A 15,366-nucleotide genomic window follows, 5' to 3' on the forward strand; every position below is an offset into this window, starting at 1 on the left:
AATCCCGCTTTGTTCCCAATAGTTTAATGCCGGACACGTAAGAACACTACAACCGCTGATATCGTCTTTTCCGCAATTCCGGGAACATTTTCAGCGGCACCATCGTTAACGGAAAGTTATTACAACGAATGGATCGAAACGATGAAAGCCTCAAAATCCCTGATAGCTCTTGCCGCCTTTGCACTGACCCTTCCCGGCTGCGCCAACACCATTCGCGGTGTGGGACAGGATACCGCGAATGCCGTGAACGCGACGCAGAGCGCCGGACAGAATGTAAGCCAGGCTGCTTCCACCCCCACCACCAAGCCTGTCCGTCACAAGCGTAAGTAAGCTAACGCTCGACCGGTATTTCGTGGTATTTTTTTGCCGCTTCCTCGCATCTGCGGCGGAACTCTTCCACCTCCGATATGGGGAGGTGCTCGATGCCTATGAAGCTGTTGTGCCCGGCGCTGACGCGGATCAGTTCATCCAGCTTGGCCTGGATCGCGGCACCGTCCCTGTTCTGCGTATTCTGGATAATGAACACCATCAAGAAGGTGACGATCGTCGTTCCGGTGTTGACCAGCAATTGCCATGTATCGGAAAATCCGAAGAACGGCCCGCTTGCGGCCCATAGCACGACGATGAGAGTACACAGAAGAAAGGAACCCGGCTGGCCGACGATGCCGGATACCGTATTTGCGATCTTTGCAAACGCTTTTTCCAACTTGATTTCCCTCAATTGCCAACGATCCGAACAATTCCTGATCGGAATCGGAAAATGCTTGGCGCGGGAATTGGTTTCGCAAAAATGATATGGAATCAAAATCATATGAAAATGAAGTGGTGCCCAGACGCGGATTCGAACCACGGACACGCGGATTTTCAATCCGCTGCTCTACCAACTGAGCTATCTGGGCATCGCGCTTCGCTGATCCCGTTTAGGATACAGAATGGCGGGGTTGGCAATCCGCCGGAAGCGCGTGGGTTATAGCACTAAAATTCGAGCTGTCCAGCAGGGAACCGTGAAATTTTCAAACCTTTTTTCACTTCGGCAAATTTGGCCCAAATGAGAAAAATCTCCTGATAAATCCGGTGGAAAAGCGCCGCAAAATTGTTCAGATCATACTATTTTCACCGCATTTCTCCCCTCATTTTTCTAAAGTCGAGGAGCGGATGCGGATGGGTTGCCAGCGGTGAAGACAATCGGGTGGGGTATTGTGGGGACGGGCGAGATTGCGCGGCGCTTCGCCTCCGATCTGGCCTTGGCGCCCGGCGCGTCATTGCAGGCTGTTTTATCGCGCAATACTGAAAAGGCCGAAGCTTTCCGCGACGAAACGGGTGCCAAAAAGGGCTATCACGATCTCGACGCCTTCCTGGCGGACCAGCGCGTCCAGGCGGTTTATATCGCCACGCCTAACTCCTTGCATCTGGCGCAAACCTTGCGCGTCCTAAGACAGCGCAAAGCCGTGCTGACCGAAAAGCCCCTCGCCCCCTCCTACCCCGAAGCGGAAGTGATAGAGCGCGAGGCGCTACGGCAGAAGACCTTCGCGATGGAAGCGATGTGGACCCGGTTTCTCCCGGCTGTCAGGGCTGCGAAAATCCTGCTCGAAGCAGGCACCATCGGCGAAATCCGCAAAATCAGCGCCGATCTTTCCTATTATCGTGCGTACGATCCCGAAAGCCGGTTCTTCTCACGCGCGCTGGGCGGCGGCGCCGCGCTTGACCTGGGGGTCTACCCCGTATCGCTGGCAATGTTCTTCCTCGGCGAACCGGACAAGGTATCGGGCCGCTGGTTCAAAGCAAAAACCGGTGTCGATATGCGCACCGAAATCAACCTTCACTATTCTGCGGCGGAAGCAGAACTTTCCTGCGGTTTCGACCGCGATGGCGCGAATCACTTTCTCATTGAAGGCACATCCGGCGCGCTCCGGCTCGACGCGCCTTTTCTTAAAACGCAGCGTCTGACGCTCTATTCGCCGGCGGCGAAAGAATCGCCCCTCATCGGGCCGTCGCCTGAGGGTGACGGCCCTTTGGCGAAGCTGCTTTCCCGCCTCCCCTCGCCTCTGACAAGGCTTCTGGGGCGCCAGGTCGAGCACTATCCTTTCGAAGGCAATGGACTGCAATTTCAGGCGATGGCGGTCATGGATGCATTGCGTTCCCATGAAACGCAATCCTCCATCATGCCGCTTGGTCAAAGCGTCGCGGTGCTGCGGGCCATCGGAATCGTACTTGCGCGCGCGCCTACGCAGGAAGCGGAACCGGCGGCGTGAACGTGCTGCGCAGCACATAAGGCTGTGCCGGGCTGTGGGCATTGTTCAGCGCAAGCGCCAGTTCGGTTACATGCAGGGCGACATCGCCTGAAAAGAAAGCAGGAATACCGCTGCCGATCGATTTCGCCTGGGCCGCTATGCCGGCAGCAAAATCGATGCGCGAGGGAAAGGCGGGCAATGCGCCTTCGGGTGCGAAGCCCGCATAGGACAGCCGCCGTCCCGGCGTTGGCTTCCAGGGCAACGCGTGCTGCATCTTATTTTCCAGCCAATCCGATACGCGCATTTTCAATTGCTTGCCATCCGCTGCTCTTTCCAGATGGACGGCGGACCGGTTGTCCCAGAGGTCGCGCACGGTCAGCGACCCATCACGCCCAAGAATCGTCATGGAACGGTCACGCGGCGCGGCAAGCCCGCAGGTCAGCCGCGCGACAACGCCCGAGCGGAACTTGATACAGCCGACCGAGAAGTCCGGTGCCATGGTGACCCCCTGCGTACCCGGTCCCTTGTCCGGGAAGGTAACGCCGGAAAATCCGGTAAGGCTTTCCGCCGGGCCGAACAGCGAAACCAGCCAGGAAAGCGCATAGCCCGCATGTTCCAGCGTACAGCCGATTTCAAGCTCGTGCAGTCCGGGCCAAGGCGCGCCGGACCGGGACCGCCATGTCTGCCATTTTCCCCTGAAGGCGGGGCCATCCTCCATCTGCACGTAAACGAGCAGCGGCGCGCCGATCACCCGCTCGCTCAGGACTTTCCTCACCAGTCTGCCGGCATCGCTCAGTGCGTTGGCGGGCGCGGCGCAAAGGGTCAGGCCTCGCTCGGCTGCAAGTGCTACCAGTTCACGTGCTTCCTCGAAATGCATCGCCAGCGGCTTTTCACAATAGACATGCTTGCCAACTGCAAGCGCCCGCTTTGAAATTTCGTAATGGCTTTCCGGCGTCGTCAGGTTGACGACAACAGTCACTTCCGGATCGGCAAGGATATCATCGATGTCGGCATAGGCGCGAACATCATAAAATGCGCAGAACTGCTTTAGCCTATCAGGGTCGCGGTCATAAGCCCCGGCGAGCTTGAGCGACGGATGGTTCGGCAGGGTTGTCATGTAATAATCGGCAACAAACCCTGTGCCGATAATGGCGATCTTCCTGATATCGTCCCCTTCAGGGGATTTTTCCACCACCGCCGTACTCCGCAAGGTTGAAATCTAGAGCATGGATATGAATGCGCTATTCATCGCCTTCCATATCATCGCTGTCATCGGCCGATTCGACAGCGGGAATGACATAAGCGCCTGAAAGCCAGCGGTTGAGATCGATGCTACGGCAGCGCGGCGAGCAGAACGGGTAGTCCTCGCGGCTCGAAGGCTTGCCGCATTCCGGACAGGGCCGTGTCGGGCGCAAGGGCGTCACCTTCGCCCCCGGAGCTGCCGATATGTCTTTCTTGCTGCTCATTGTGAAAACTTTATTTCAGCCCCATGACCTTATCCCAAAGACATGACCTTATCCCAAAGATCTGTAACTTCTTGAGATCATGCTCAGTGTTTGCCGGTCGTCCAGGTATTATAAACCTTGTAGCCTTCGCCGGTCAAAAGGCTGACCGTCTCATGAAGCGGGAGTCCCACGACATTCGTATATGAGCCGACGAGCTTGACGACGAAGCTTCCGGCAAAGCCCTGGATGGCGTAACCGCCCGCTTTGCCACGCCATTCGCCCGATGCAAGATAGCTATCGAGTTGTTCGCGGGTCAGCCGCTCGAAGCGCACACGGCTTTCCACCAGCGTCTGCCGCACACGGCCTTTCGGCGTGATAAGGCAAACCCCGGTAAAAACCTTGTGCGAACGGCCGGAAAGCAGGCGCAGGCATTCCCGCGCCTCGTCCTGGAACTCGGTCTTTGGCAGAATGCGACGCCCGACCGCGACGACGGTATCGGCGCCCAGCACATAAGCATCCGCGAACCGCACGTCACCGCGGATATTCTCCGCGGCCACTTCCGCCTTGACGCGCGACAACCGGCGCGCCAGCGAGCGAGGTTGCTCGGCACGCAACGGCGTTTCGTCGATGTCAGCCGGATAGAGAGTATCCGGCTCGATGCCCGCCTGTCCCAAAAGCTCGATCCGGCGCGGAGAACCGGAAGCAAGAACAAGCTTTTGCTCAGCGCTCATGAATGCATTCCTTCGAGGCCCAAGCCTAAACAACAAGCCTAAACAAGCCGAAAACGGATTATTTGAAACGGTAGGTGATGCGTCCCTTGGTCAAATCGTAAGGTGTCATCTCGACGAGCACCTTATCGCCCGCCAGAACACGAATGCGATTCTTGCGCATGCGGCCAGCGGTGTGGGCAATGATTTCATGTTCATTTTCGAGCTTCACCCGAAACATCGCGTTGGGCAACAGCTCCGTAACGACACCGGGAAATTCGAGGACTTCTTCTTTCGCCATACGCTTCCTGTTTCTCTATCTCTTTGTCCGCCGCATTGCCGGCGGCCTGAATTGCGCGGAACCTATATGATTAAAGTTCATTTGTGAACAACGGGCGTAAAATTATCAGCTGCAATGCAGAGATTGCAAATTATTGTCCGGCAGGTTTTTTTGGCGAAACGTCTTGCAGCCAGAATACTGCAGCGTTATAAGCCGCCATCGTTGGTCACGGAGTGTAGCGCAGCCTGGTAGCGCACCTCGTTCGGGACGAGGGGGTCGGAGGTTCGAATCCTCTCACTCCGACCAATGAAATCAAGGGGTGCTTCCACGCCCCGCGGATATCCCGCCCACCGATTTCCCCACAGAATGACGCTACAAGATTGGTCTTTTTGGCTGCTGTATTAATGACGCGTAAGGCGAATCTGACAGCCGGAATGGCCTGACGCACGATTGAAATTTTATGGCGCGGCATGTGTCGCGCATGATCGGATTTGTTCGCCAAAGCCTCTTCCGGTAGCCACGCTTGGCATTGCGCGCGGCGCTGTGCAGGATAACATAGAACCGCTCGAATGCATCTGGATGCCGTTCTCGAAATCGGCTCGATGACGTTGACTGTGGGTATATATAAACTGCTCGAACAAGAGGGGAACTGGAAATGAAAACACTTTCTCGCGTGGGCCGGATCGCCATTGGCCTTTTCCTTGGCATGGCTGCTTTCTCAACCGCCGCGCAGGCGGCGGATGAGGCTGCCTGCAAGACAATCCGCATGAGTGCTCCCGGCTGGACAGACATTGCGGCCACGAACGGTATCGCCTCCGTTCTGCTCGGCGCGCTGGGTTACGAGGCCGACATCAAGACCCTGTCCGTCCCGATTGGCTATCAGGCCATGAAGAGCGGTGAGATCGACGTTTTTCTCGGCAATTGGATGCCGGCGCAAAAATCGTTCATTGACGATCTGAACGCGGCGAAGGCAGTCGACGTGCTGGCGAAGAACCTGGAAGGCGCGAAGTTCACGCTCGCGGTTCCGTCCTACGTGGAGGGGGTGAAGGACATTGCCGATCTGGCGAAGCATGCGGATGAATTCGACAAGAAGATATATGGCATCGAGCCCGGCGCGCCGGCCAATGAAAACATCCGCAAGATCATCGCCTCGGAAAAGTTCGGCCTGACGGGCTGGCAGCTTGTCGAATCCGGCGAGCAGGCGATGCTCGCGCATGTCGAACGCGCCGGCAAAAGCAAGACCGGCGTCGTCTTCCTCGCCTGGGCACCGCATCCGATGAACGAGAAATTTTCCATCGAATATCTTTCGGGCGGTGACGATTATTTCGGTCCGAACTACGGCGGAGCGGAAGTCTATACGCTGGCTCGCACCGGCTGGAGCGCGCAATGCCCCAATGCCGCCACGCTCTTCAAGAACCTCAAGTTCGACATAAGCATGGAAAACAACCTGATGGGTGCGATTCTCGAAGGCGGCGACGCCAAGGCGGCGGCAACGACGTGGCTTAAAGCCAACCCGAAAGCCCTTGACGGCTGGCTCGCGGGCGTTACGACGCTGGACGGCAAGCCCGGCGCGGAAGCGGCGAAAACGGCGCTTGGCCTCTAGAGCATGATCCCGAAAAGTTGCAGACTTTTCGGATGAGATCATGCGGCTAAAACAAAGAATTAGAGCGGGATGCCCGATCCAACTTAATTGCATGCCGCTCTAATATAACTGCAAGGAAGCATACGCGTGGCGCGTCCGAATATCCTCATTCTCATGGCTGACCAGTTCAACGGAACCCTGTTCCCTGACGGTCCCGCCAATTTCCTCCACGCGCCGCATCTGAGTGCGCTGGCGGAGCGCTCGGTGCGCTTCGCCAATGCCTATACGGCAAGCCCGCTCTGCGCCCCGGCGCGGGCTTCCTTCATGTCCGGGCAATTGCCAAGCCGGACGCGGGTCTACGATAATGCGGCGGAATTCGCCTCGGATATCCCGACCTATGCCCACCACTTGCGCTCCGCGGGCTACCATACGGCGCTTTCGGGAAAGATGCATTTTGTCGGTCCCGACCAGCTCCATGGTTTCGAGGAAAGGTTGACGACGGATATCTATCCGGCCGATTTCGGCTGGACACCTGATTACACCAAGCCCGGCGAGCGCATCGACTGGTGGTACCACAATCTGGGTTCGGTGACCGGCGCCGGTGTTGCGGAAATCACCAACCAGATGGAGTATGACGACGAAGTCGCCTACCACGCAACGCGCAAGCTCTACGATCTCTCGCGCGGGCTGGACGAGCGCCCCTGGTGCCTGACGGTCAGCTTCACCCACCCGCACGACCCCTATGTCGCACGACGTAAATTCTGGGACCTTTACGAAGACTGCCCTGCTCTCGATCCCGAAGTTTCCGCACTTCGGTTCGATGATCTCGACCCGCATTCCCGGCGACTTCTGGAAGCGTGCGATCACAATTCATTCGACATCACCCCTGAACATATCCGCCGGGCGCGGCGCGGCTACTTCGCCAACATTTCCTATCTCGATGAGAAAATCGGCGAAATACTTGATGTGCTCAAGCGGACACGCATGGAGGAGAACACGATCGTCCTGTTCGTATCCGACCATGGCGACATGCTGGGCGAGCGCGGCCAGTGGTTCAAGATGTCGTTCTTCGAGGGCTCCGCGCGGGTGCCCCTGATGATCGCGGCGCCCGGCTGGACACCGAAACGGATCGACACGCCGGTCTCCACGCTGGATGTGACGCCGACCCTGTGCGCTCTCGCCGCTCTCGACATCACCTCGCTGAAACGATGGACGGATGGCGAGGATCTGTCCGGACTTGTCGATGGAACGGCCAAGCGTGGCCCGGTACCGATGGAATATGCCGCTGAGGGCTCGATCGCGCCGCTCGTCGCCATCCGCGATGGCCGCTACAAGCTTACCGTATGCGAGCAGGATCCGCCGATGCTGTTCGATCTCATGGAAGACCCGCGCGAATTGACCAATCTCGCCGGCGACCCGCGGTTCAGTGAAGTCTTTGCTTCGCTTGAGCGGCAGATCAGCCAGCGCTGGAATCTTGGATCATTCGATGCTGCGGTGCGGGAAAGCCAGGCCCGCCGATGGGTCGTCTACAAGGCGCTACGCAACGGCGCCTATTATCCCTGGGACTACCAGCCACTCCAGAAAGCATCCGAGCGCTACATGCGCAATCACATGGACCTCAACACGCTTGAGGAGAACCAGCGATATCCGAGAGGAGAATAAGTTCCGTCGACCTTCCGGCCGGATCGCCTCAGCCGCCGCTCGTCTGCGAAATCGCGTCAGGTGCGGCCCGCTTTGCGAGAAAATCTTCCATGGCGGAGAAGGAGAACGCCGAGACAGGCAGCGCCGTGCCGCCATCGAGAGCGAGGTCGGCAAGGATTTCGCCGATCACGCTCGCGAATTTGAAGCCGTGGCCGGAACAGGGTGACGCGACGACGATGCGCGGGTCGCCGGGGAGCAGATCGATCAGGAAATCCTCGGATGGCAGCATGGTGTAGCGGCATGTCACGGCATTGACACGCTGGCCTGCCGCTGCCGGAAGGCGCTTGGCGATAAAGCCATCGAGAAGCGCCGTGTCCCTGTCGTTGACGGGCGGGTTCGGCAAATTCGGATCGATCGGCTCAAGGAAATGCGCGTGACGCCCGATCTTGACACCTTCAGCCCCGATTGCGGGGAAACCGAAATAAGAGCCGCCCTCCCCTTCGTCGCGCAGGAAGCACGGCATGCGCTCCGGCCGAACCGCGAAGCCGTCGCGCGGCTGATACCAGGCGACCACCTGCCGGATCGGTTGGGCATGCAGGCGAAGCGCCGGTACCAATTCGGCGATCCAGACGCCGGTCGAGACAATGACCTTCTTCGCCCGATAGCGGGCATCCGCTGAGACGATGGTGACGCCCGTGTCATCGGGCTCGATTGCCGTGATCTTCTCGCCGAAATGCAGGACCGCCCCGTCCTGCGCCGCAAGTTTCAGGTAACCGGCTATGGCCGCTTCCGGACGCAGGTAACCGCCGCGCGGGTCGAAGATGGCAATTTCATCGGGATCGAGCTGGAAGGCAGGAAAGCGCGAAGCCATCGCTTCCCGGCCAAGTTCCTCGTAGGCCAACCCGTGCAACTGACAAGAGGCGCGTGTGCCGGCGACAATCTTGCTGTCCGGCTTGCCGATCTGCAAGACGCCGGTCGCGGCCAGGATGTCGCTCCTTAGCCGCGTCTCGAGCGCCTGCCAGTTGAGATAGGCCTGCTTCAACAGCGGCACGTAGGATGGATCCTCGAAATAGCCGAGCCGGATAAGCCGGCTGTCGCCATGCGACGAGCTCAAGGCATGGGCGGGATGAAAAGCCTCGATGCCGATCGCTTTAACTCCGCGTGCCGCAAGATAAGAGAGTGCGGCGCTCCCCATCGCGCCGAGGCCGATAACGGCGACATCGTATTGAGCTGTCATGCGTGGTTCTTTCAAGGTATTGGAGACGGCACGGCATCGCGGACCAAGCCCCGCAGCGTCCCGATATCGCCATGGAGCGGCCTGTCGTCGGCATAATGAGAAACATGGTCACGCACAAGCGCGTGTATGGCGTCCGTACCCGGCGCGCGAGTCGCCGTATCGGCAAGGAAATCATGAGCCTGTGCCGCCGCCATCAGTTCGATTGCGAGGATATATTCGGCATTGTCGATGACCGCGAGCAGCTTGTTCGCCGCCGCCGTCGGGTGCGCGAGAAAATCTTCCTGCTGGCCGGAGGTCAGGCCGCCGTCGGTCGAGGCGGGGGCGGCGAGCCGCCGGTTCTCGTTGCTGAGCGCGGCGGCGGTATATTGCGCGATCATGAAGCCGGAATGGCTACCGGCATCGCTTGCGAGGAATGGCGGCAGAGGTCCATTTACCAGCGGATTGACGAGCCGGTCCATGCGCCGCTCGCTCATCGCAGCGATCTGCGCCAGCGCGATGGCGAGGCTGTCGGCGGCCTGCCCCAGCGCCGGGGCCACGGCATGGGCCTGTGACGACACAACGGGATTATCCGGCGTGCCGGATACCGCCGGATTATCGGTAACCGAGGCGAGTTCCTGATCGACGATGCCGGCGGAATTATCAAAAACATCACGCGCCGCGCCATGCGCATGCGGAACCGCCCGCAGGCTCAGCGCATCCTGCGTGCGCCGCCCGGCAGCTGCTGCCAAAAGACCGCTTCCGGCAAGCCGCGCCCGAAGCGATGCCCCTGCCCTGGCAATCCCGTTCGATGGTCGCAAGGCCAGCACGGCCTCGTCGAAGGCGGCAGTCTGGCACCCCGCCGCCTCCAGCGTCAGCGCGGCAATCGCATCGGCCCAATCGAGAAGCCGTTCGGCGCGGGCAAGCGCTATCGACGATAACCCCGTGGCACACGCCGTGCCGTTGACGAGGCTCAACCCCTCCTTGGCGCCAAGCACCAGCGGCTCAAGGCCGATGGCAGCAAGCGCCTCGTGGCCGGGAAGCCTCCTGCCCCTCACGACCGCACTGCCCTCCCCGATCAGCACCAGCGCGATATGCGCATTGTGCGTGAGGTACCCCGCCGATCCTTTTGACGGCACGTCGGGGACGCAGTCGTTCTCGATGAGGGCCAGCAGATGGCGGACAATCTCAGGCCGAACACCCGAATGGCCATGCGCGAAATTGTTAATCTGTGCGGCGACGATGGCGCGAACGTCGCGCGCGGGGAGCAGCGCGCCGACACCGCAGGCGTGGCTCAGCACGATGTTGCGCGACAGTCGGCTCTGCGAGGCGCGGTCAACGACCGTGTCCGAAAGCGCGCCGACGCCGGTGTTGACGCCATAGGCGCGAATACCCGTCTCGACGATCCGTTCGACGATGCGGCTTGCATGGGCGATGCGGTCCCAGGCGGCCTCCGATAAGGCGAGCACCTCTCCGTCGGCGACGCTGGCCACATCGCGCCATGTCAAGGGCTTGTCTATAACGATGGTCATTGTGGATTTCCGAAATGGCCGATGAACTGCCGGAACGCCGGCGAGGCGCCCGTGCCGAACATCGCATCCGGCGCGCCGCTGCTCTCTATCAGCCCTTCGCGCATGAAAACGACACGGTTCGAGACGTTGCGGGCAAAGCTCATTTCGTGCGTCACCACCAGCATGGTCATTCCCTCCTCCGCCAAGGCCCGCATGACGCGCAGCACTTCGCCGACGAGTTCCGGGTCGAGCGCCGAGGTCGGCTCGTCGAACAGCATCACCTTCGGCTTCATGGCGAGCGCGCGGGCAATCGCCGCGCGCTGCTGCTGGCCGCCCGAAAGATGGGCCGGATAGGCATGGCGCTTGTCGTATATGCCGACTTTCTCAAGCAGCGCCTCTGCCTCCTCCATGCATTCTGCCCGGGGACGCTTCAGCACATGGACAGGGCCTTCGATGACGTTCTGCAGGATCGTCATATGGGACCAGAGATTGAAGCTTTGGAACACCATGCCCAACTCCGAGCGGATATGGTCCACTTGGCTTTGGCTCGCCGGGTAGCGTGTGCCGCCCTTGTCCACCATGCGGATTTCCTCGCCATCGACAATAATTTGCCCATCGGTGGCGGTCTCCAGCAGGTTGATGCAGCGCAGGAAGGTCGATTTGCCGGAACCCGAGGCGCCGAGCAGCGAAATCACGTCGCCGTCTTGCGCATCCAGTGAAATGCCGCGCAGGACTTCATGGTCGCCGAAGCTTTTGCGGATGTTGCGAACCGAAAGTCGGGTGACGCCTGCCATGGTTGCTCCAAATCGGGTCAATTATTGCCTAGCCAGCGCCGACGGAGCGGCGCGGCGATGTCGGGAAAGCCGGTATTCGATGAGGCTCATCGCCTGCAGGATGATGAAATTCAGAACGAGATAGATGATCGCCGCGTAGAGGAAGACCTCCATCGTGCGGTAGGTTTGCGAGATCAGCCGCTGCGCCACGCCGGTCACCTCCCAGACGGTGACGAGGCTGGCGAGCGCCGTCGATTTCATCATCAGCACGATCTCGGTCGAATAAGCCGGCAAAGCATGGCGGAAGGCGATCGGCGCGAGAATGCGCCGCACCAGCAGGAAACCGGACATGCCGATGGAGCGCGCCGCCTCGATCTCTCGCGGCGAAACGGCGCGGATGCCGCCGCGGAAGATTTCGGCCGTATAGCCCGCCGTGCAGAGCGCCAGCGAGAGCACCGCGCAGACAACCGGCTCGCGCAAGAATGGCCAGAGGAAGGAATAGCGGATGAAGCCGAACTGGCCGAGCCCGTAAAAGACCAGGAACATCTGGATCAGCAGCGGCGAGCCGCGGAAGATGAAGATGTAGCCCTTGGCGAAGGCCGACAGGACCGGATTGCCGCCGACGCGCATCCAGACGATGACGAGCGCGAGAAGTCCGCCGAAAAAGATCGACAGGGAGAACAGGAGCAGCGTCATCGGCACGGCCTTGAGCAGCGTGACCATGGTTTGCGTTAGAAAAGCGAAATCCATGGGCCTGCCTCACGCCTTGCCGATGCTTGAGGCCGGCAGGCTGCGGTTCGCCCGCCGCTCGGCGCTGTTGAAAACCCGGTCGGAGAGGCTTGTCAGCACAAGATAGAGACAGCCGCCCGCGATGAAGAACAGGAAATATTGCCGCGTCGAACCGGCGGCGACCTGGCTTGTGCGCATCAGTTCGGCAAGGCCGGTGACGGATATCAGCGCCGAATCCTTGAGGCTCAACTGCCAGACATTGCCAAGGCCGGGAATGGCGAAGCGCAGCACCTGAGGCACAATGATGCGGCGAAGGCGCAAGCCGCGATTCATTCCGATCGCCAGCGCCGCCTCCAGTTCGCCCTTGTGTATGGCAAGATAGGCGCCGCGGAAAACCTCCGCCTGGTAGGCGCCGGAGATGATCCCGACCGCAAGCGCGCCGGCGGCAAAGGACGGCAGGCCGAGAAAGCCTTCATAGCCCAGCGATTGGCCGATGGCCGTGACGGCGGACGAGCCGCCAAAATAGATGAGGTAGATGATCAGCAGTTCCGGCACGCCGCGAAAGATGGTGGTGTAGACATGCCCAAGCGTGGCGAGGAGGGCATTGCCGGAGAGCTTCGCCGATGCGACGATCGTCCCAAGCACCGCGCCGATCGCAAGCGCGGTTATGGTCACGGCAAGCGTCATCAGCGCACCTGCAAGCAGCAAAGCGCCCCACCCGTTCGAGCCGAATCCGAGAAGTTGCAAGGTGGCCATGGTGTTGGTTCCTTAATCGCGGCGCCCCTCCCTCCCCCTTGCGGGGGTCCGAAGGACGGGCGAGACCCGTGGCTCGCCCCGGTAAGTGGCCCGAAGGGTCGGGTGGGGGTGGTGACGTTTGTGCGACGGTCTCAGGCAAAGGTGTAAACGTCACCACCCCCATCCGCCCGCTAACGCGGGCACCTTCCCCGCAAGGGGGAAGGAGGGAGCCAGGCTAGACCTCACTTCCGCGGCGAGATGTCCATCTTGAACCATTTCTCGGAAAGCGTCTTCACCGTGCCATCATCAAGCGCCGACTGGATCGCCACATTGAACTTGTCGCGCAGGTCGGTGTCGGCCTTGCGGATACCCAGACCTTCGCCCGGTCCCCAGATGGGTCCGGCAATCTGCGGGCCGGTGAAGGCGAGCGTGCCGTTCGCGGTCTCGAAAGCGTGTTCGAGGACGGTCGCGTCGTCGAAGCCAAGATCGATGCGCCCGCTCTGCAGATCGAGGTCGCGGTCGCCGGCGGTCTTGTACTCGCGGATGGTGGCGATATCGCCGAAATTGTCATAGACGAATTTGGCGTAGACGGTCGCCGCCTGGATGCCGATGGTCTTGCCCTTGAAGGTCTCCTTCAGCGCATCGACCTCCTTCACGCCGGTCTGGCCGGGTGTCATCGTGATCGTCGCCCCAGTACCGGCGGCATTGGCGAGCGGGCTGTCCTTGGCGGTGGCGAAGGCGGCGGGCGTCGCGGCATAGGGGATGGTGAAGTCGATCACCTTCTTGCGCTCCTCGGTGATCGAAAGCGCATCCATGATCACGTCGAATTTGCCGGCATTAAGCGCGGGGATCATACCGTCCCAATCGGAAGCGACGAGCTTGCATTCAAGCTTGGCGCGCTCGCACAGAACCTTGGCAAGCTCCGGCTCGAAGCCGCCGAGCGAGCCGTCGGCATTGGTGAGGTTCCAGGGCGCATAGGCGCCTTCGAGCGTGATGGTGACGGTCTTCCAGTCCTTGGCAAGCGCCGGGACCGTAAATGCGGAAAGCGCGAGCGCGCCGGAAAGAAGGATTGCGCCGAGTTTCATAATTAGGATCTCCTCTGGAATTGATCGGGTCTTGCGGCCGTTTTGCCGGTCCTCACCGGCTTGCCCGCTCCTGGCTATCAGCCAGACCGAGCGGGATCTCTTAGAGCGGTATGCAATTAAGTTGAATCGGGCATTCCGCTCTAAGCCTTTGTTTTAGCCGCATGATCTTACCTGGAAGTCTGCAACTTTTCGGGATCATGCTCTAAAGGGCAGCATAGGCCAGTTTTTGCGTTCCGCAAGGCTGCTGCCTATTCCTTTTGCATGGATCGAATGTGCTCGAAAAACCATCGATCCTCCGCTAACCTATTGCGATGCGGGCGTGAAACGTGCCACCAGCGCGTGCCGGTCACCGGGATAGGTGAAGCGCACATGCGTCACCGGCCCGGCGCTATCCCAGGTGCGGCGCTCCACGATGAGGCAGGCCGTGTGCTTCGGGATATCCAGCGCCGCGGTGGCATCCGTACCGGCGGGTACGGCCTGGATCTTGTGCTCCGCCGTGCTCCACGGCACCCTGCCCAGCAGCCACGGCCCCGGCGCTATCGCCGTGAAATCGGCGTCGATAGCCTCCGGAACCGTAGCGAGGCTGATCAGCCGCTCCTCCAGGCAAAAGGGCCTTGCACCGGCGTTGTGGATACACACGACTTCAAGCACCGGGGAGGCAGGGGGTAGATCGAGACGCAAACCGTCCTCCGCCCGCGCCTTCCGTATTGTTCTCTTCACGAGGGAATAGGAATAGGCGAGCTTCAGAGACTGCACCTCGGCCTTGATGTCGTGAATCTCAAGAATGGCGGATTGCGCCTGCGGCTCTCTGACGAAGCTGCCGGATTTTCTGCGGCGCTGGATCAGCCCGGCTTTGGCAAGCTGGGTCAGCACCTTGTTCACCGTCATGCGCGAGCAGGCATATTGCGCGGCAAGGTCCACCTCGAAAGGAATACGGTGCCCCGGCGCCCACTCGCCCGAGACGATGCGGCCTTCGATCTCGCTCAGGATACGCTGATGCAAGGTCGGATCCCTGCTTTCGTTCATCGCCACGCTCCGGTTAGGGTCGTCTATGTTTGATGGAATCACTTGGATAGCATTTTGGCACCGTTGCTGTAGCGGCGCGGGAGAGGCATGGATTCCTGTGACAAGCACAGGAATGACGGGGGGATATTTTTCTGCGTCATCGCTAACCGTTCTTGCCAAGCGGAAGGTTGGAAACTGGCTGCCAACATAAAAGCAGCCGTCATCAAGTCAGTTGCGGCTTGGGGGCGATTTTGTCACGGATGCGGGCGTTTGCGCGGATGATGATCTTTCGCATGATGGCTGCAAGAGCGAGGCGCTTTGGTTTTCCGGCCTCGAGGAATGCCTTGTATGCCGCGGCCAGATCATTTTTGCCGCGGATGGCGGTCAGGGCTGCGATGAAGAGCATCGGCCTGATGTGACGGCGCCCGC

Annotated in this window: 16 protein-coding genes, 2 tRNA genes and 1 pseudogene; 5 read left to right on the forward strand and 14 right to left on the reverse strand. The window is 60.2% G+C overall.

What is annotated here, in order from left to right; all coding sequences use genetic code 11:
- Positions 1–141 precede the first annotated feature (141 nt).
- Entirely contained in the window at positions 142–330 is a 189-nt protein-coding gene (locus tag C7477_RS15055; protein WP_110753639.1) for an entericidin domain-containing protein, read from the forward strand.
- Position 331: 1 nt separating this feature from the next.
- On the opposite strand, the gene C7477_RS15060 is transcribed toward C7477_RS15055, so the two are convergent.
- Complete coding sequence (locus tag C7477_RS15060) at positions 332–706, reverse strand: low affinity iron permease family protein (RefSeq protein WP_110753672.1); 375 nt, start codon at positions 704–706, stop codon at positions 332–334.
- 117 nt (positions 707–823) lie between these two features.
- Positions 824–899, reverse strand: a tRNA-Phe gene (locus tag C7477_RS15065).
- Between the two features lie 276 nt (positions 900–1,175).
- On the opposite strand from C7477_RS15065, the gene C7477_RS15070 reads away from it, so the two are divergent.
- A complete protein-coding gene (locus C7477_RS15070; RefSeq protein WP_245411857.1) occupies positions 1,176–2,252 on the forward strand; it encodes a Gfo/Idh/MocA family protein in 1,077 nt (358 codons plus the stop codon).
- On the opposite strand, the gene C7477_RS15075 is transcribed toward C7477_RS15070, so the two are convergent.
- The 4 genes from C7477_RS15075 to infA all read right to left on the reverse strand — a co-directional run bounded on the left by C7477_RS15075 (position 2,224) and on the right by infA (position 4,684).
- On the reverse strand, positions 2,224–3,348 hold the full coding sequence (locus C7477_RS15075) for a Gfo/Idh/MocA family protein (RefSeq protein WP_110753674.1): 1,125 nt from the start codon (positions 3,346–3,348) through the stop codon (positions 2,224–2,226). The two genes, C7477_RS15070 and C7477_RS15075, sit on opposite strands and share 29 nt — an antisense overlap.
- Positions 3,349–3,472: 124 nt before the next feature.
- Positions 3,473–3,697 (reverse strand): DNA gyrase inhibitor YacG, encoded by a 225-nt coding sequence (gene yacG / locus C7477_RS15080; protein WP_110753643.1) that lies wholly within the window; start codon positions 3,695–3,697, stop codon positions 3,473–3,475.
- 83 nt (positions 3,698–3,780) lie between these two features.
- Positions 3,781–4,407: a Maf-like protein gene (locus C7477_RS15085; RefSeq protein WP_110753645.1), complete on the reverse strand. Its 627-nt coding sequence runs from the start codon at positions 4,405–4,407 to the stop codon at positions 3,781–3,783.
- A 58-nt stretch (positions 4,408–4,465) separates the two neighbouring features.
- Positions 4,466–4,684, reverse strand: a complete 219-nt coding sequence (gene infA, locus C7477_RS15090) for a translation initiation factor IF-1 (protein WP_002965531.1) — start codon at positions 4,682–4,684, stop codon at positions 4,466–4,468.
- A gap of 208 nt (positions 4,685–4,892) precedes the next feature.
- On the opposite strand from infA, the gene C7477_RS15095 reads away from it, so the two are divergent.
- The 3 genes from C7477_RS15095 (at position 4,893) to betC (ending at position 7,907) form a co-directional block, all read left to right on the forward strand.
- Positions 4,893–4,969: transfer RNA gene (locus tag C7477_RS15095), tRNA-Pro, on the forward strand.
- A gap of 349 nt (positions 4,970–5,318) precedes the next feature.
- Positions 5,319–6,266, forward strand: a complete 948-nt coding sequence (choX, locus tag C7477_RS15100) for a choline ABC transporter substrate-binding protein (protein WP_110753647.1) — start codon at positions 5,319–5,321, stop codon at positions 6,264–6,266.
- Positions 6,267–6,392: 126 nt separating this feature from the next.
- Complete coding sequence (betC, locus tag C7477_RS15105; protein WP_110753649.1) at positions 6,393–7,907, forward strand: choline-sulfatase; 1,515 nt, start codon at positions 6,393–6,395, stop codon at positions 7,905–7,907.
- A gap of 28 nt (positions 7,908–7,935) precedes the next feature.
- On the opposite strand, the gene solA is transcribed toward betC, so the two are convergent.
- From solA to C7477_RS15145, 8 genes and pseudogenes are all read right to left on the reverse strand, one after another.
- Complete coding sequence (gene solA / locus C7477_RS15110; protein ID WP_110753651.1) at positions 7,936–9,123, reverse strand: N-methyl-L-tryptophan oxidase; 1,188 nt, start codon at positions 9,121–9,123, stop codon at positions 7,936–7,938.
- Positions 9,124–9,134: 11 nt separating this feature from the next.
- Positions 9,135–10,631, reverse strand: a complete 1,497-nt coding sequence (locus C7477_RS15115) for an HAL/PAL/TAL family ammonia-lyase (RefSeq protein WP_110753653.1) — start codon at positions 10,629–10,631, stop codon at positions 9,135–9,137.
- Positions 10,628–11,404, reverse strand: a complete 777-nt coding sequence (locus C7477_RS15120; protein WP_110753655.1) for an ABC transporter ATP-binding protein — start codon at positions 11,402–11,404, stop codon at positions 10,628–10,630. Before C7477_RS15120 ends, C7477_RS15115 begins: the two co-directional genes overlap by 4 nt.
- Positions 11,405–11,425: 21 nt before the next feature.
- The gene (locus C7477_RS15125; RefSeq protein WP_110753656.1) at positions 11,426–12,133 is read right to left on the reverse strand and encodes an ABC transporter permease; all 708 of its coding nucleotides are present in this window, start codon (positions 12,131–12,133) and stop codon (positions 11,426–11,428) included.
- A gap of 9 nt (positions 12,134–12,142) precedes the next feature.
- Positions 12,143–12,868, reverse strand: coding sequence for an ABC transporter permease (locus C7477_RS15130; protein ID WP_110753657.1), 726 nt, complete (start codon positions 12,866–12,868; stop codon positions 12,143–12,145).
- Positions 12,869–13,089: 221 nt separating this feature from the next.
- The gene (locus tag C7477_RS15135; protein WP_110753658.1) at positions 13,090–13,932 is read right to left on the reverse strand and encodes a transporter substrate-binding domain-containing protein; all 843 of its coding nucleotides are present in this window, start codon (positions 13,930–13,932) and stop codon (positions 13,090–13,092) included.
- A 303-nt stretch (positions 13,933–14,235) separates the two neighbouring features.
- Complete coding sequence (gene hutC / locus C7477_RS15140) at positions 14,236–14,958, reverse strand: histidine utilization transcriptional repressor HutC (RefSeq protein WP_110753659.1); 723 nt, start codon at positions 14,956–14,958, stop codon at positions 14,236–14,238.
- Positions 14,959–15,160: 202 nt separating this feature from the next.
- Positions 15,161–15,366 (reverse strand): annotated as a pseudogene (locus C7477_RS15145) (IS110 family transposase); the annotation flags it as partial.

Source organism: Paramesorhizobium leguminum (genome assembly GCF_003217235.1).
Lineage (GTDB): Bacteria > Pseudomonadota > Alphaproteobacteria > Rhizobiales > Rhizobiaceae > Paramesorhizobium > Paramesorhizobium leguminum.

Bases quoted from the DNA above. Each gene is read 5' to 3' on its own strand.
- C7477_RS15055 (WP_110753639.1), top strand. From the start codon at position 142: ATGAAAGCCTCAAAATCCCTGATAGCTCTTGCCGCCTTTGCACTGACC.
- C7477_RS15075 (WP_110753674.1), bottom strand. From the start codon at position 3,348: ATGACAACCCTGCCGAACCATCCGTCGCTCAAGCTCGCCGGGGCTTAT.
- yacG (WP_110753643.1), bottom strand. From the start codon at position 3,697: ATGAGCAGCAAGAAAGACATATCGGCAGCTCCGGGGGCGAAGGTGACG.
- C7477_RS15085 (WP_110753645.1), bottom strand. From the start codon at position 4,407: ATGAGCGCTGAGCAAAAGCTTGTTCTTGCTTCCGGTTCTCCGCGCCGG.
- infA (WP_002965531.1), bottom strand. From the start codon at position 4,684: ATGGCGAAAGAAGAAGTCCTCGAATTTCCCGGTGTCGTTACGGAGCTG.
- choX (WP_110753647.1), top strand. From the start codon at position 5,319: ATGAAAACACTTTCTCGCGTGGGCCGGATCGCCATTGGCCTTTTCCTT.
- solA (WP_110753651.1), bottom strand. From the start codon at position 9,123: ATGACAGCTCAATACGATGTCGCCGTTATCGGCCTCGGCGCGATGGGG.
- C7477_RS15115 (WP_110753653.1), bottom strand. From the start codon at position 10,631: ATGACCATCGTTATAGACAAGCCCTTGACATGGCGCGATGTGGCCAGC.
- C7477_RS15120 (WP_110753655.1), bottom strand. From the start codon at position 11,404: ATGGCAGGCGTCACCCGACTTTCGGTTCGCAACATCCGCAAAAGCTTC.
- C7477_RS15125 (WP_110753656.1), bottom strand. From the start codon at position 12,133: ATGGATTTCGCTTTTCTAACGCAAACCATGGTCACGCTGCTCAAGGCC.
- C7477_RS15130 (WP_110753657.1), bottom strand. From the start codon at position 12,868: ATGGCCACCTTGCAACTTCTCGGATTCGGCTCGAACGGGTGGGGCGCT.
- C7477_RS15135 (WP_110753658.1), bottom strand. From the start codon at position 13,932: ATGAAACTCGGCGCAATCCTTCTTTCCGGCGCGCTCGCGCTTTCCGCA.
- hutC (WP_110753659.1), bottom strand. From the start codon at position 14,958: ATGAACGAAAGCAGGGATCCGACCTTGCATCAGCGTATCCTGAGCGAG.